Genomic DNA, 12,559 nt, shown 5'->3' with positions numbered 1-12,559 from the left:
CCAGTCGCCGTAGCGGACGTACGGCGTGACGCCGTGCGCGAGCGGTACGTCGTACACGCGCGCGGCGCTCGCGTCGGTGCCGAGCCACGGACCGAGGCGCTGCCCGCCCGGGCCGTACACCGCCGAGACGCCCGTGAGGGTGGCGTGCACCATCGGGCGGCCCGTCTCCGCGGCGCGCAGCGCGGCCAGCGAGGCGTGCTGCTCCGGCGCCCAGCTGCGCTGGAAGGAGGAGGTGGACGACTGGCCGAGGAGGACGTCCGCGCCGTCCTCGGCGAGGTGCCGGCTCATGTCGGGGAACGCCGTCTCGAAGCAGATCAGCGGGCCGATCCGCAGCCCGTGTCCGACGTTCATCACGGTCTGTTCGGTGCCGCGGTGCCGGTTCTCGCCCGCGGCCCGGCCCACCGAGGTGGCCCAGCCGAGCAGCGAACGGGCCGGTATGTACTCGCCGAACGGGACCAGCCGCATCTTGTCGTACCGGTCGCCGGTCGGGCCGTCCGGGCCGACCAGCACCGAACTCTTGTAGATGCCGGGCCGGTCGGAGCGACGGGCGTCCACGTTCACCAGCACATCGGCGCCGGTCTCGCGGGACAGCGCGGCGAGCCTACGGGTGAGGTCGGGGCGGTCGTCCAGGTCGAAGCCGACGCTGGACTCGCCCCACACGACCAGGTCGGCGCCCTGCCCGGCGAGCCGCCGGGTCAGCCGCTCCTCCCGGTCGAACCGCTTGTCGCCGCTGTCCTGCCCGGCCACGACCCCCGGCTGTACGACGGCGATCCGCACCCGCCCGTCGACGTCCGGACGCGGCGCCCAGGCCCACGCGGCCGAGGTCGCGGCGGCCGTGGCGACCAGCGAGGCCACGGCCGGCACCCGCGACGCGCGGACGGCGAGCAGCACGGCCACCGCCACATTGACGGCCACCACCAGGAAGCTGAGCAGCCAGACCCCCCCGACCGACGCCAGCCGCAGCGCCGGGCCCACCTGCCACTGGCTCGCGCCGAGCATGCCCCACGGCCCGCCGAGCCCCTGCCAGGACCGGACCAGCTCCACCGCCAGCCAGGCCGACGGCAGCACCACCAGTGCGGCGGCACACCGGCCGGCCGACGGCACCCCGCCCAGGAACCGGCGCACCAGCAGGCCCCAGGGCGCCCAGAGCAGGCCCAGCAGCGCGGCGATCAGGAAGATGAACACGTGCAGGCTCGGCAGCAGCCAGTGGTGGACGGCTGTCAGGAAGCCGATGCCGCCCCACCAGCCGTCGTACGCGGCTCGCCGCCCGGTCGGCGCGGAGCGGGCGAGCAGGATCCACGGCACGAGCGCGATGTACGCGAACCACCACAGCGACGGGGCCGGGAACGCGAGCACCGGCAGGGCACCGGTGAGGGCGGCGGTGGCCGAGCGGCGCCAGGGGGAGGTCAGCCAACGGTTGATCGTCTTCATAGGGAGCCTCCCTACCCAGCGATAGGTCCAGTGTGCGCGGTGAGTGTGCGGGCGTGCGCCTTCCGGCCCGGGCGGGGCGGTCGTACGGCGTTCCGCGGGCATGAGGTGGGTGGTCGCGCCACCGCGGCGGAACCGCATGTCGGTACAGCCCCGCGCCCCTTGTGAGCTCGCGGCCCTACGGTGCGCCTGGCCCGCGGCGCCATTTCTCGTGCACGACGACCTCGCTCAGGCGCCAGCCCTCGGTGGTGCGCAGGAGCCCGAAGTCGTAACGGCCGCCGCACACCAGGTCCGGGGCCGCGGAGCCGTGGGGGCCGGTGAAGCGCATGGGGTTGAGGTAGTCGGCGCGGACGCGGGCGGTGTCGCCGGTGTCCTGGTCCAGGATGCCGAAGCGGACCTGGCGGTTGACGATCAGGTGCTGGCGCATGGCGAACAGGGTCAGGCTCTCGGCGAGCCAGGCGGCGACCCGGCCCGCGTCGCCCTCGATACCGCCCGCCGAGCGGTAGTCGGCGCGTCCGTCCGCCGTGAACAGCCCTCGGTACGCCGTCCAGTCGCCGTCGTCCACCGCCACCGCGTACGCGGTGACCAGGTCGTCCACGGCCAGGCGGTCCCTCACGGTCGCGAACTCCGCACGCTGGGTCATCGGCACAGTGTTGGGCACGGCGGGCGCGGAGCCAAGAGGTGTGCGGTGTGAATATTCGGTGGTGCGGGGCGGGTCCGGCGGCCGAACCTGTCCCGGTGAACGAACAGGACGAACAACTCGTCGGCACCGAGCCCACGTTCCGTATCCGCGCCCGGCACACGGACACCACGGTCACCGTCTACCAGGCCTACCGCCCGAAGATCGGCCGAGCGGCCGCCCGCACCGGACGCTTTCTGTCCGCCTGGAAGCGGGACCGGATGAGCTGGATCAAGCCGTCGTTCCTGTGGATGATGTACCGCTGCGGCTGGGGCACCAAGGAGGACCAGGAGACCGTCCTGGCCGTCGAGATCAGCAGGGACGGCTTCGAATGGGCGCTGCGTCATGCCTGCCTGTCCCACTACGTGCCCGCGCTCCACGCGGACCAGGCCGCCTGGAAGGCGGAGTTGGCTCGCTGCCCGGCCCGTGTCCAGTGGGACCCGGAGCGGGATCTGCACCTCGACCCGCTGCCGTACCGGTCGTTGCAGCTCGGCCTCGCCGGGGAGGCGGCGGCCCGGTACGCCGACGAGTGGATCGTCGGCATCGAGGACGTCACACCCCTGGCCACGGAGATCCACGGGCTGGTGCGGGCGGGGGAACCGGAGCGGGCGAAGCGGCTGCTGCCCGAGGAGTCGCCGTATCCGGTGGCCGACGAGGTGCTGGCGCATCTGCGGGCGTAGGGCGACGCGGGGTGCTCGCGGGGGCGCGGGTGCCGGGCGAGGTGCGCAAAGGTCGTCTCAGGCCGCCTCGATGACCTGACCGCGGATCGCCTCCGCCCACTCGATCACCAACAGCTCGTACTCCGCGCGCTCCTGCGCCGACAGGGTGCCGCCCGCACGCAGCCACAGCGCCCGGATCTGCTCGTTCACCTCGGCAGCAGAGCGCACGGAACCAGGGGGCAGGGATTCGGGGGACATGCCGACCAGCCTAGGGGCAAGGGCTGACCGTGCGCTACCGGACCGCTACGCAGAAGGTATGGGGTTGGTCACCGGCGCTGCCCGGTTGCCCGTTCGTGGCCGCAGAGTGCCCGGCGCCCGCGGGGCGTTGCCCAGGTCATGGGCGGGCCGCCGCGGGCGCGAAGATGTCCGAAACAGAGGTGGTGGCGCGGGCCGTCAGCCCGCCGACTCCGCCGCGTGCGGGCTCAGTGCGCCGGCGCCGACCAGCGCGATGATCACCACGCCGAGGGCGACGCGGTACCAGACGAACGGCATGAAGCTCTTGTTGGAGATCCACTTCATGAACCACGCGATGACCGCGTATCCCGACGCGAAAGCGATCACCGTCGCGAAGAGGGTCGGCGGCCAGTCCACATGGCCCTCGCCCAGCGAGTCCTTCACCTCGAAGGCGCCGGAGGCGAGGACGGCCGGGATGGCGAGCAGGAAGGAGTAGCGGGCCGCGGCCTCACGCTTGTAGCCCATGAACAGGCCGCCGCTGATGGTCGCGCCGGAGCGGGAGACGCCGGGGATGAGGGCACAGGCCTGGCAGAGGCCGAAGATCAGGCCGTCCTTGACGCCGAGGTTCTCCAGGTTCTTGCGCTGCTTGGGCGCCCGGTGCCGGCCGCCGGTCTCGTCGCGGGCCGCCATCCGGTCGGCGATGCCGATGATCACGCCGATGACGATGAGCATCGTGGCGGTGATCCGCAGATCGCGGAACGGTCCCTCGATCTGGTCCTTCAGCGTCACGCCCAGCACCCCGATCGGGATCGAGCCGACGATCACCAGCCAGCCCATCTGTGCGTCGTGGTCGTGCCGCATCGTCTTGTCGAACAGCGAGCGGAACCAGGACGAGATGATCCGGCCGATGTCCTTGCGGAAGTAGATGAGGACCGCGGTCTCCGTGCCGATCTGCGTGATGGCCGTGAAGGCCGCCCCCGGGTCCTTCCAGCCCGAGAACGCCGCGGTCAGCCGCAGGTGCGCGCTGGAGGAGACGGGCAGGAACTCGGTCAGCCCCTGGACGAGTCCGAGGACGAGGGATTCAAACCAAGACATGAAGGTGTGGCGTCCAAGCGCTGAGGGATGAAGAGGTGATCATGTGACGGAGGAAGCGTAGCGGGCCCCGCCGGCGGCGCGGCGGCGAGGTCCCTGCTACGCGGCCGACGGCCCGGTGACGCTCCAGCCCGGGGCCTGCGGACGGGCCGTCAGGTCCTCGTGGCGCACGGGGTCGCCGCAGGCCTGGCACGTGACCACCGGCACCAGTTCGCTGCCGCAGCTGTGTTCGACGGCCATGGGCAGGTCGACGCCCTTGCGCAGATGCCGGTCGCCCCACTCCTTGAGGGTCATCAGGACCGGCTCCAGCTCCAGCCCGGCCTGCGTGGGCCGGTACTCGAAGCGCTGGGGGCGCTCGCTGTAGAGGCGCTTGGTGAGGATGCCGGCCTCCACGAGGCGGCGCAGCCGGGCGGACAGGATGTCGCGCGGGGCGCCGATGTTGCGCACGAGCTGGTCGAAGCGGCCGTTGCCCAGGCACACCTCCCGCAGGACGAGCAGGGAGTACTTCTCGCCGACGACCGCGAGCGCGTCGGCGATGGAGCAGGGGCGCGAATCCTTCGTGTCCTTCGTGGCGGCCATGCGGCCCAGTCTAAGGGAGGGTTTGATTTTCCAACCCAAGGAGTTATGGTGAGTTCGCATTTCCTACTCACCGGTAGCTCGTCCGATCAAGCTGGAGGCCGGCGCCATGCGAGACGCGGTCATCGTCGAAGCCGTACGCACCCCCGTCGGCAAGGGCAAGCCGAACGGCTCCCTCGCCCACGTCCACCCCGTGCAACTCCTCGCCCACACCCTGCGCACCCTGGTCGAGCGCTCCGGCGTCGACCCGGTGTTGATCGACGACGTGATCGGCGGCACCGTCGACCAGGTCGGCGAGCAGGCCATGAACACCACCCGGTACGCCGTGCTCGCCGCCGGCCTGCCCGAGTCCGTCCCGGCGACCACCGTGGACCGCCAGTGCGGCTCCTCCCAGCAGGCCGTCCACTTCGCCGCACAGGGCGTGATCTCGGGCGCGTACGACCTCGTCGTCGCCTGCGGTGTGGAGTCGATGAGCCGGGTGCCGATGTGGTCCAACGTGCCCGCGGGCAAGGACCCGTTCGGGCCCGGCGTCGCCGAGCGCTACCCGGACGGCCTCGTTCCGCAGGGGATCAGCGCCGAACTCATCGCCGCCAAGTGGTCCCTCACCCGCGCGCGGATGGACGAGTTCGCCGTCTCCTCGCACCACAAGGCCGCCGCCGCGTGGCGGACCGGGCTCTTCGACGCCGAGGTCGCACCGCTGGACGGCGTCGCCCGCGACGAGTGCGTCCGCCCGGACAGCACCCCGGAGACCCTCGCCGGCCTCAAGCCCGCCTACTACGACCCCGGCTTCGCCGAACGCTTCCCGCAGATCGAGTGGAACGTCACCGCGGGCAACGCGAGCCCCATCAACGACGGCGCCTCCGCCGTCCTGATCACCTCCAGCGACACCGCGGCCCGGCTCGGCCTGCGCCCGCTGGCCCGCCTCCACAGCTTCGCCGTGACCGGCTCCGACCCGCTGCTGATGCTCACCGGGGTCATCCCGGCCACCGAGAAGGTGCTGCGCCGGGCCGGACTCAAGCTGGACGACATCGACCTGTTCGAGGTCAACGAGGCCTTCTCCAGCGTGGTGCTCGCCTGGCAGCAGGAGACCGGCGCCGACCTCGCCAAGGTCAACGTCCACGGCGGCGCCATCGCCCTCGGTCACCCCCTCGGCGCCAGCGGCACCCGCCTGACCACGACCCTGGTCCACGCGATGCGCGAACGCGGCGCCCGCTACGCCCTGCAGACCATGTGCGAGGCGGGCGGACTCGCCAACGCGATGATCCTGGAAGGCGTCTGAGCCCGGACTCCGGTCACGGGACCGGACGGGGGCAGGACAACCCCGAGCGGCGTGCCGGCCACCGCCGGGGCGCCCGGGGGTCGCCGGTCACAGGCCATGACCCCGCCCGGCGGCGGTCACCAGCCCGTCGGCCGCCGCGACGGCCGCCTCCCGGCGTGCGGCCGGCACGAGCCGGACGCGGCGAGGGCCGCCTGGCCGGCCGGTTCGGCGAAGGGGACGGTTCGAGGACGGAGACCGCGACCGAGGGGGCGGTCACGGCGGAGCGGGTCACAGGGGACGCCGCCCGCGCCTCTTGCCGGCTTCCTGGCTCGCGCGCCGCCGTGCGCCTTGCCGGCTTCCTGGCTCGTGCGCCGCCGTGCGCGTTGAAGGCTTCCTGGCTCGCCCGGCGCCCGCGCCGCCTCGACGGCTTCCCGGCCCGCGCCGGTCAGGCGAAGATCCTCGCGGTGTCACAGGGCCCGCCGATGGTCACCCAGGGCCGCCCCCTGTTCGCCCGGCGTCACGCGCAGCGCCGTCGCCTGCGGCTCCGTGCCGGCGGTGGCGCGCTGGCGTGGGGAGGCGAGTGGCGTGGCGGGTTCGCCGATGGTCACCGAGGGTCCGCCCCCCTGTTCGCCGGGCGTCACGCGCAGCGCCGTCGCCTGCTGCTTCGTGCCGGCGGTGGCGCGCTCGCGCGGGGACGTGAGTGGCGCGGTGCACGCGTCGCGGGGCAGCGGGCCGGCCACGGCGATGACGCCGGACCACGTCGAAGGCGCTCCTCGGCGGACGAGCGCCGGTGCTCACCGGCCGCGCAACCGGTGGCGCTTGCGCCAGGCCACCACCGTGCCCGCCAGCGCCGGTACGGCGATGCAGGCCATCGCGATCAGGAAGGCGGGGGAGGTCGGCGCCGAGGCGCGGGCGCCGGCGACGGCGTAGGCGGCCGTGTTCGGGATCGAGCCGAGACCGGTGGCCAGCAGGAAGGGCAGCCAGCCCATGCGGGAGACGGCCGCGCAGTAGTTCGCCGCCCAGAACGGCACCCCGGGGAAGAGCCGCACGGCCAGCATGGACCGGAACCCGTGCCGGCTGAGCTGCCCGTCGGCCGCCCGCAGCCAGCGGCCCCGCAGCAGCGGGCGCAGCGCGTCCTGCCCGAGGAGCCGGCCCAGTCCGAAGGCCACCCCGGCGCCGAGCACCGTGCCCGCCAGCGCCGTCGCCAGTCCCAGCTGCGAGCCGAACAGCGCGCCCGCGGCCAGGTTCAGCAAGGGCCGCGGCACGAACGCCACGGTGCACAGCCCGTACGCCGCGGCGAACACGACGGCCGCGGCGGCCCCGCCGAGCTGCGACGGCCAGCCGTGCGTCAGCAGCCGCTGCGGCTCGAAGAGCAGCACGCAGGCGGCGGCACCCACGAGCAGGGCGAGCAACAGCGACAGCCGGGCGTACGGGGACAGCAGCACGCGCGTGCAGCGGGCGGCCAACCCCGCGGGGCGCAGGGGGAGAACGGGGACGACGAGCTCCTGGGCGGCGGCCCGGGGAGAGGCCGTGGCGGTGCCAGAGCGGTTGGCATCGAGCATCCGATGACATTAACCGACGAACGTGTGTGATCGCCGTCAGCTGTGTCCCGTGAGCGTCACAGCATGGCACCGGCGTCCCCCGGACCCCGGTGAACGAGAAGGCGAACGAGAAGGGTCCAGGCGTTCATGACGCCTGGACCCGTGCCTCACGCGGCGAGCCGGCCCGCGTGCCTCATGCGGCCAGAGCGTGACCGGGGTGCAGGACCACCTTGGTGTAGCCCTCGATCCGCTTGTCGAACTTCTCGTACGCCTGCGGCGCCTGGTCCAGCGGCAGCTCGTGGGAGACCACGAAGCTGGGCTTGGCCCGCCCGGCGATGATCATGTCGCGCAGCTGGCGGTTGTACCGCTTGACGTTGCACTGACCCGTGCCCATCTGCTGGCCCTTCTCGAACATCCTGCCGATGGAGACCAGCAGCTGGCCGTGCTTGGCGTGCTCGTCCGGGCCGCCAGGGTCCGAGGGCACGTACAGACCCGGTACGCCGAGCATGCCCGTCGGCCGTACCGTCTCGACCAACTCGTTGAGGACGATGGCGGGTTCCTCGTGGCTGGCGTCGTGGGCCTGGGCCTGGTAGCCGACGGCGTCGACGCCCTTGTCGGTTCCCTCACCTCCGGTCTGTTCCTTGATCTGCTCCGCCGGGTCGCCCTTGGTGAAGTCGATGGGGATGGCTCCGATCTGCTCCGCCTTGGCCAGCCGCTCGGGCACCCGGTCGACGGAGAAGACCTTCGCCGCACCGCGCAGCAGTGCCGAGTAGGCGGCCATCAGGCCCACCGGTCCGGCGCCGAAGACGGCCACGGACTCACCGGGGGAGACCTGGGCGAGTTCGCAACCGTGATAGCCGGTCGGGAAGATGTCCGCGAGCAGCACGAAGTCCGTCTCGAACTCCTCGCCCGGAGGCAGCTTCAGGCAGTTGAAGTCGGCGTACGGCACCCGCAGCCGCTCGGCCTGGCCGCCGATGAACGGCCCCATCGCCACATAGCCGTAGGCCCCGCCGGCGAATCCGGGGTTGACCGTCAGGCAGAAGCCGGTCCTTCCGACGAGACAGTTCTTGCAGAATCCGCAGGCGACGTTGAAGGGCATCACGACGCGGTCACCCTCGGACAGGGAGGTCACCCCGCTGCCGACCTCCTCGATGATGCCCAGGTTCTCGTGTCCGAAGACGATGCCCGCCTCGGCCGCCGTGCGGCCCTCGTACATGTGCAGGTCCGAGCCGCATATGGCTGTCGACGTGACCCGTACGAGAACGTCGTTGGGGTGCTGGATCCGAGGGTCCTGGACCTCCTTCACCACCACGCTGAAAGGCTCTTCGTAGACGACGGCTTTCACGTCTGTCACCTCCGCGTCGAGCGTCACCCCCCTGTCTTCCAGGGAACGCCCGTACGGAAGGGGTTGCAAGCCACGTCGAGAATGATCGATGTATTGCGCATCTAAGTTGCGGGCAACGCATGACCACGAAAACCGTTCGACGCCGGACACGCCGTCGGCGATGATCGACGGCATGTTCCGGTACGCCTTCCTCGTCGCAGCATCCGCCGTCGCGGATGCTCCGAAGGCTGCCGTCCCGCACCTCGTGGCCGCCGTCGACGGCGCCCGAAGCTGACCCTCTCCGGATCGTCCGGCGGACCCCGCAGGGGGAGGGTCGGCCAGTCCCGGGGGTCCCGCGTCTTCTGTCACGGCTGAGAGACTTCGAGGTACAGCCATGTCCAAAACGGCCTACGTGCGCACCAAGCCGCACCTGAACATCGGCACCATGGGTCACGTCGACCACGGCAAGACCACCCTGACCGCCGCCATCACCAAGGTCCTCGCCGAGCGCGGCACCGGCACCTTCGTGCCGTTCGACCGCATCGACCGCGCCCCGGAGGAGGCCGCCCGCGGCATCACCATCAACATCGCCCACGTCGAGTACGAGACCGACACCCGGCACTACGCCCACGTCGACATGCCGGGCCACGCCGACTACGTCAAGAACATGGTCACCGGCGCCGCCCAGCTCGACGGGGCCGTCCTGGTCGTCTCCGCGCTCGACGGGATCATGCCGCAGACCGCCGAACACGTCCTGCTCGCCCGGCAGGTCGGCGTCGACCACATCGTGGTCGCGCTGAACAAGGCGGACGCGGGGGACGAGGAGCTGACCGACCTGGTCGAACTGGAGGTACGCGACCTGCTCACCACCCACGGGTACCCGGGCGACGCCGTACCCGTCGTCCGCGTCTCCGGGCTGAAGGCCCTGGAGGGCGACCCGCGCTGGACGGCGTCCATCGAGGCGCTGCTCGACGCCGTGGACACCTACGTGCCGATGCCGGAGCGGTATCTGGACGCGCCGTTCCTGCTGCCGGTGGAGAACGTGCTGACCATCACCGGGCGGGGCACGGTCGTGACCGGAGCCGTGGAGCGCGGGACCCTCCGGCTGGGCGACCGGGTGACGGTGCTGGGCGCGGACACCGAGACCGTGGTCACCGGGATCGAGACCTTCGGCAAGCCGATGGAGGAGGCGCAGGCCGGCGACAACGTGGCGCTGCTGCTGCGGGGGGTGCCCCGGGACGCCGTCCGGCGCGGGCACGTGGTCGCGGCGCCGGGCAGTGTGGTGCCGAGCCGGCGGTTCACGGCGCGGGTGTACGTGCTGTCCGCGCGTGAGGGGGGTCGTACGACGCCGGTCGTCAGCGGCTACCGGCCGCAGTTCTACATCAGGACGGCGGACGTCGTCGGCTCCGTCGACCTCGGCGAGGCGGCCGTGGCCCGGCCCGGGGACACGATGGAGATGACCGTCGAGCTGGGACGGGAGGTGCCGTTGGAGCCGGGGCTCGGCTTCGCCGTCCGTGAGGGCGGGCGGACCGTGGGAGCGGGGACCGTCGTCGCCGTGGGGTGAAGGGACGGGGATGCGGACGCCGACAATGGAGAGGTGAACGCATCGATACCCGTCACCCGCACCACGGACCACGGCACCGCCAAGCTGATGCCCGACGTCGACCGTGAGCGGGCCTGGCTGCTCACGGTCGACGGAGCGCCGCAGTCGTACGTCGACCTCGACGATCCGGAGTATCTGGAGTTCGAGTACGCGCGGCGGCTGGGGTACGTCCTGGACACCGTCGCCGAGGCCGGGCGGGCGGTGGACGCGGTGCACCTGGGCGGGGGAGCGCTCACGCTGCCCCGGTACCTCGCCGCCACCCGCCCCGGCTCCCGGCAGGACGTCGTCGAGGCCGACCGGGCACTTCTGGAGCTGGTCACCGAGCGGCTGCCGCTGCCGGAGGACTCGGGCATCGCGCTGCACGCGGCCGATGCCCGGGTCTGGCTGGAGGGCGCGCCGGACGACCACGCCGATGTGCTGATCGCCGACGTGTTCGGCGGGTCCCGGGTGCCGGCGCACCTGACCACGCTCGGCTACGTCCGTGAGGCCGAGCGGGTGCTGCGGCCCGACGGGGTGTATCTGGCCAACCTCGCGGACGCGGCGCCGTTCGCGTTCCTCCGGTCCCAACTGGCCACGCTGGCAGCGGTGTTCGAGGAGCTGGCGCTGATCGCTGAGCCGGCCGTGCTGCGCGGGCGGCGGTTCGGGAACGCGGTGGTCGTGGCCTCGCACCGGCCGCTGGACACCGCCACGCCGGCCCGGCGCGCCGCGGCGGACGCCTTCCCGGCGCGGGTCGAACACGGCGCGGCGGTGCGGGAGTTCACCGGTGCGGCGCGGCCGGTCGAGGACGCCGACGCGGTACCGTCACCCGAGCCCCCCGACGGGGCGTTCGGCATCGGCTGACGACGCCGGGGCGCCGGCGACCGGGTGGGTGCGGCGGGTGAGGCCGCGGACGTCCGGGACCAGCAGCACCAGGGCGGTGACCAGGACCACCAGGCCGGCGCAGCCCCACAGGGCGGCCGTGCGGCCGACGGCGGCCTCCGCCGGGCCGGCCAGGGCCGTGGCGAGCGGCATGAGCGAGACCGAGCCGAACCAGTCGTAGGCCGAAACCCGGGAGAGCTTGTCCTCGGGGATCTCCTGGTGCAGCGCGGTCATCCAGGAGACGCCGAACACCTCCACCGTCGTACCCGCGACGAACATCACCCCGTACAGCACGCCCGCCGGCACCGGCACGGCCAGCGCGGCCCCCGGCAGGGCCAGCGGGAAGACGCACAGCGTGCCGGCCAGCAGCAGACGGCGGGGCTTCCAGCGGGTCATCAACAGGGCGCCGGCCACCGTGCCCGCGCCGAACGCGGCCAGAGCCAGGCCCCAGGGGCCCGCGCCGCCCAGGCTGTCGCGGGCCACGAGGGGGCCGTAGACCGCGTCGGCCGCGCCGACCACCGCGTTGGCGATCGAGAACTGCACGACGATGCCCCACAGCCAGGGCCGGCCGCTGAACTCCCGCCAGCCCTCGCGGAGATCGGCCAGCATGCCCCCGCCCGGCGCGCGCGGCGGGATGTGACGCACATCGAGGAAGGAGCGCAGTGCGGCGGCGACGGCGAAGGCCGCCGCGTCGAGGGCGAGCACCCAGCCGGGGCCTACGGCCGCGACCAGGGCGCCGCCCAGTGCCGCGCCACCGAGGGCCGCGCCCTGCGTGGCCATGCGGAAGACGGCGAACGCCCGGCCCGCGTGTTCGCCCTCCACGGAGGACATCAGCATGCCCTCCGCGGCGGGCCCGAAGAACGCCTGCCCGGTCCCGCCGAGCGCGGTGAGCAGCATCATCTGCCACAGCCGGGGCTCACCGGCGAGGACGAGGGCCGCGAACGCCGCCTGGGAGAGGCAGTTGAGCGTGTTGGCGGCGACCATCACCCGGTGCCGGGGGAGCCGGTCCGCGACCGCGCCGCCGACGAGCAGGAAGACCACCAGCGGCAGGGTGCGGGAGGCGGCGACGAGGCCGACGTCCCCGCCGTCGCCGCCCGACTCCAGCACGGCGAACGCGGCGGCGATCAGCGAGCCGTTCGCACCGAGGCTCGTCACGATGGCGGCAGCGGTCAGCAGGGAGTAGGTGCGCCCCGCCCGGGCGGGGCCACGGGGGCGGGCGGGGGAGCCGGCGGTCTGGGTCACCGGCCGAATATCCCCGCCCGGCTCCCCCTGTGCCAAGTGAGTCCGCGGACGTCGTGGGCGGGGGC

At 72.8% G+C, this 12,559-nt stretch carries 13 protein-coding genes; 4 read left to right on the top strand and 9 right to left on the bottom strand.

What is annotated here, in order from left to right; genetic code table 11:
* Together lnt and AB0L21_RS19165 are read right to left on the bottom strand one after the other, a co-directional pair.
* A partial coding sequence (lnt, locus tag AB0L21_RS19170) for an apolipoprotein N-acyltransferase (protein WP_365785251.1) occupies positions 1-1,431 on the bottom strand: 1,431 nt, incomplete at its 3' end.
* Between the two features lie 175 nt (positions 1,432-1,606).
* Positions 1,607-2,071, bottom strand: coding sequence for a nuclear transport factor 2 family protein (locus AB0L21_RS19165; RefSeq protein ID WP_365785249.1), 465 nt, complete (start codon positions 2,069-2,071; stop codon positions 1,607-1,609).
* Positions 2,072-2,166: 95 nt separating this feature from the next.
* Between AB0L21_RS19165 and AB0L21_RS19160 the strand changes: the two genes are divergently transcribed.
* Positions 2,167-2,787: a DUF4291 domain-containing protein gene (locus AB0L21_RS19160; protein WP_365785247.1), complete on the top strand. Its 621-nt coding sequence runs from the start codon at positions 2,167-2,169 to the stop codon at positions 2,785-2,787.
* A 57-nt stretch (positions 2,788-2,844) separates the two neighbouring features.
* On the opposite strand, the gene AB0L21_RS19155 is transcribed toward AB0L21_RS19160, so the two are convergent.
* The 3 genes from AB0L21_RS19155 to AB0L21_RS19145 form a co-directional block, all read right to left on the bottom strand.
* The gene (locus AB0L21_RS19155) at positions 2,845-3,024 is read right to left on the bottom strand and encodes a hypothetical protein (RefSeq protein WP_079087956.1); all 180 of its coding nucleotides are present in this window, start codon (positions 3,022-3,024) and stop codon (positions 2,845-2,847) included.
* A 195-nt stretch (positions 3,025-3,219) separates the two neighbouring features.
* Positions 3,220-4,095: an undecaprenyl-diphosphate phosphatase gene (locus AB0L21_RS19150; RefSeq protein ID WP_365706063.1), complete on the bottom strand. Its 876-nt coding sequence runs from the start codon at positions 4,093-4,095 to the stop codon at positions 3,220-3,222.
* A gap of 96 nt (positions 4,096-4,191) precedes the next feature.
* Complete coding sequence (locus AB0L21_RS19145; protein WP_365706061.1) at positions 4,192-4,671, bottom strand: helix-turn-helix domain-containing protein; 480 nt, start codon at positions 4,669-4,671, stop codon at positions 4,192-4,194.
* A gap of 106 nt (positions 4,672-4,777) precedes the next feature.
* On the opposite strand from AB0L21_RS19145, the gene AB0L21_RS19140 reads away from it, so the two are divergent.
* Positions 4,778-5,947, top strand: a complete 1,170-nt coding sequence (locus AB0L21_RS19140; protein ID WP_365785245.1) for a thiolase family protein — start codon at positions 4,778-4,780, stop codon at positions 5,945-5,947.
* A gap of 446 nt (positions 5,948-6,393) precedes the next feature.
* On the opposite strand, the gene AB0L21_RS19135 is transcribed toward AB0L21_RS19140, so the two are convergent.
* The 3 genes from AB0L21_RS19135 to AB0L21_RS19125 form a co-directional block, all read right to left on the bottom strand.
* Positions 6,394-6,666: a hypothetical protein gene (locus AB0L21_RS19135; RefSeq protein ID WP_365785243.1), complete on the bottom strand. Its 273-nt coding sequence runs from the start codon at positions 6,664-6,666 to the stop codon at positions 6,394-6,396.
* Positions 6,667-6,720: 54 nt separating this feature from the next.
* Positions 6,721-7,488: a VTT domain-containing protein gene (locus tag AB0L21_RS19130; RefSeq protein ID WP_365785241.1), complete on the bottom strand. Its 768-nt coding sequence runs from the start codon at positions 7,486-7,488 to the stop codon at positions 6,721-6,723.
* Positions 7,489-7,660: 172 nt separating this feature from the next.
* Complete coding sequence (locus tag AB0L21_RS19125; protein WP_365706156.1) at positions 7,661-8,812, bottom strand: glutathione-independent formaldehyde dehydrogenase; 1,152 nt, start codon at positions 8,810-8,812, stop codon at positions 7,661-7,663.
* Between the two features lie 373 nt (positions 8,813-9,185).
* Between AB0L21_RS19125 and tuf the strand changes: the two genes are divergently transcribed.
* Positions 9,186-10,355: an elongation factor Tu gene (tuf, locus tag AB0L21_RS19120; RefSeq protein ID WP_365785239.1), complete on the top strand. Its 1,170-nt coding sequence runs from the start codon at positions 9,186-9,188 to the stop codon at positions 10,353-10,355.
* A 33-nt stretch (positions 10,356-10,388) separates the two neighbouring features.
* Positions 10,389-11,234, top strand: coding sequence for a fused MFS/spermidine synthase (locus AB0L21_RS19115; RefSeq protein WP_365785238.1), 846 nt, complete (start codon positions 10,389-10,391; stop codon positions 11,232-11,234).
* Here the strand turns inward: AB0L21_RS19115 and AB0L21_RS19110 are convergent.
* The gene (locus AB0L21_RS19110; RefSeq protein WP_365785236.1) at positions 11,196-12,494 is read right to left on the bottom strand and encodes an MFS transporter; all 1,299 of its coding nucleotides are present in this window, start codon (positions 12,492-12,494) and stop codon (positions 11,196-11,198) included. The two genes, AB0L21_RS19115 and AB0L21_RS19110, sit on opposite strands and share 39 nt — an antisense overlap.
* Positions 12,495-12,559: the final 65 nt, after the last annotated feature.

Origin of the sequence: Streptomyces sp. NPDC052721, from assembly GCF_040678315.1 — a bacterium.
Classification (GTDB): domain Bacteria; phylum Actinomycetota; class Actinomycetes; order Streptomycetales; family Streptomycetaceae; genus Streptomyces.
Note: the sequence above shows the minus strand (reverse complement) of the source record. Positions and strands in the feature narration are given on the sequence as shown.

Coding starts and splice junctions, on each gene's coding strand:
- tuf (WP_365785239.1), top strand. CDS start 9,186: ATGTCCAAAACGGCCTACGTGCGCACCAAGCCGCACCTGAACATCGGC.
- AB0L21_RS19155 (WP_079087956.1), bottom strand. CDS start 3,024: ATGTCCCCCGAATCCCTGCCCCCTGGTTCCGTGCGCTCTGCTGCCGAG.
- AB0L21_RS19140 (WP_365785245.1), top strand. CDS start 4,778: ATGCGAGACGCGGTCATCGTCGAAGCCGTACGCACCCCCGTCGGCAAG.
- AB0L21_RS19145 (WP_365706061.1), bottom strand. CDS start 4,671: ATGGCCGCCACGAAGGACACGAAGGATTCGCGCCCCTGCTCCATCGCC.
- AB0L21_RS19130 (WP_365785241.1), bottom strand. CDS start 7,488: ATGCTCGATGCCAACCGCTCTGGCACCGCCACGGCCTCTCCCCGGGCC.
- AB0L21_RS19150 (WP_365706063.1), bottom strand. CDS start 4,095: ATGTCTTGGTTTGAATCCCTCGTCCTCGGACTCGTCCAGGGGCTGACC.
- AB0L21_RS19165 (WP_365785249.1), bottom strand. CDS start 2,071: ATGACCCAGCGTGCGGAGTTCGCGACCGTGAGGGACCGCCTGGCCGTG.